Source organism: Tatumella ptyseos ATCC 33301, from assembly GCF_000735525.1.
Taxonomy (GTDB): Bacteria; Pseudomonadota; Gammaproteobacteria; order Enterobacterales; family Enterobacteriaceae; genus Tatumella; species Tatumella ptyseos.
The window spans coordinates 1-828 of the sequence record NZ_JMPR01000009.1 but is presented as its reverse complement, the minus strand read 5'-3'; the positions used below and the strand labels follow the sequence as shown (position 1 = coordinate 828).

General features: G+C 44.0%; 1 protein-coding gene. It reads left to right on the top strand.

All coding sequences use genetic code 11. The features are described 5' to 3' along the window. Positions 1–255: 255 nt before the first annotated feature. Positions 256–828 (top strand): fimbrial protein (locus GTPT_RS17405; RefSeq protein ID WP_038010779.1); only part of this gene is annotated, 573 nt, incomplete at its 3' end.

Here is an 828-nt window from a genome sequence, read left to right as displayed (position 1 = left end):
ACCAGCATAAAAGCTATTATCACCGGTACTTGAGTACTGCCGGGGGCCTGTTTTTTTAAACCAAAACACAGCAGCAGCGGGCAGGCAGCGGTAACAATAGGGTGAAATAATATTAACCAGTACGGTTAGTGATCCTGCGGTGGCGAGAGGATGTCATCCGGAAGTGAGAGTCATCATGCCGTCGTAACGTGTTACTTACGGAGCGATGTAATCCATTATTAATGTTACATATACCTGTTAATAGAGAGAGTGGTAATGAAAGTAGTATCAGTTATAGCCTCAAAAATAATCACTCTGATAATATTGATATTAGTGTACTCGGTTAATGCGCAGGCATTTACTTGTCAGGCGAATGGCACCACGATTAACGGTTCCGGGACCGTCACTGTTCCGGTCACCTTAACTCCCAGTTTAGGTACTACCCAAAACCTTGTTATTAATCTTGGTAGTAGCATTCAGTGCAAGAACGATGCACCTAAGCAATATACCGACCCTATCAGAGTAGGAACGGCCTCAGCTTATGCAGGGGCTTTATCATCTTTTACAGGAAGTATTACTTATAATAATAGTACTTATGCCTTCCCATTGTCTTCACCCACGCCCTATGTACCTACCACATCCGGAAGTTATGTCGCGTGGAATACTATTCTTTATCTTAGTCCTACCGGAGCTGCGAGTGGTGTGGTTATCCAGGCCGGACAGATTTTTGCCTCATTATCATTACAAAAAGAAAATACTTCCACGGGGGGAGTGTCTCAAACCATCATATGGAACCTGAAGGCAAATAATACCGTAACGGTGCCTACCGGTGGATGTGATGTCTCTGAA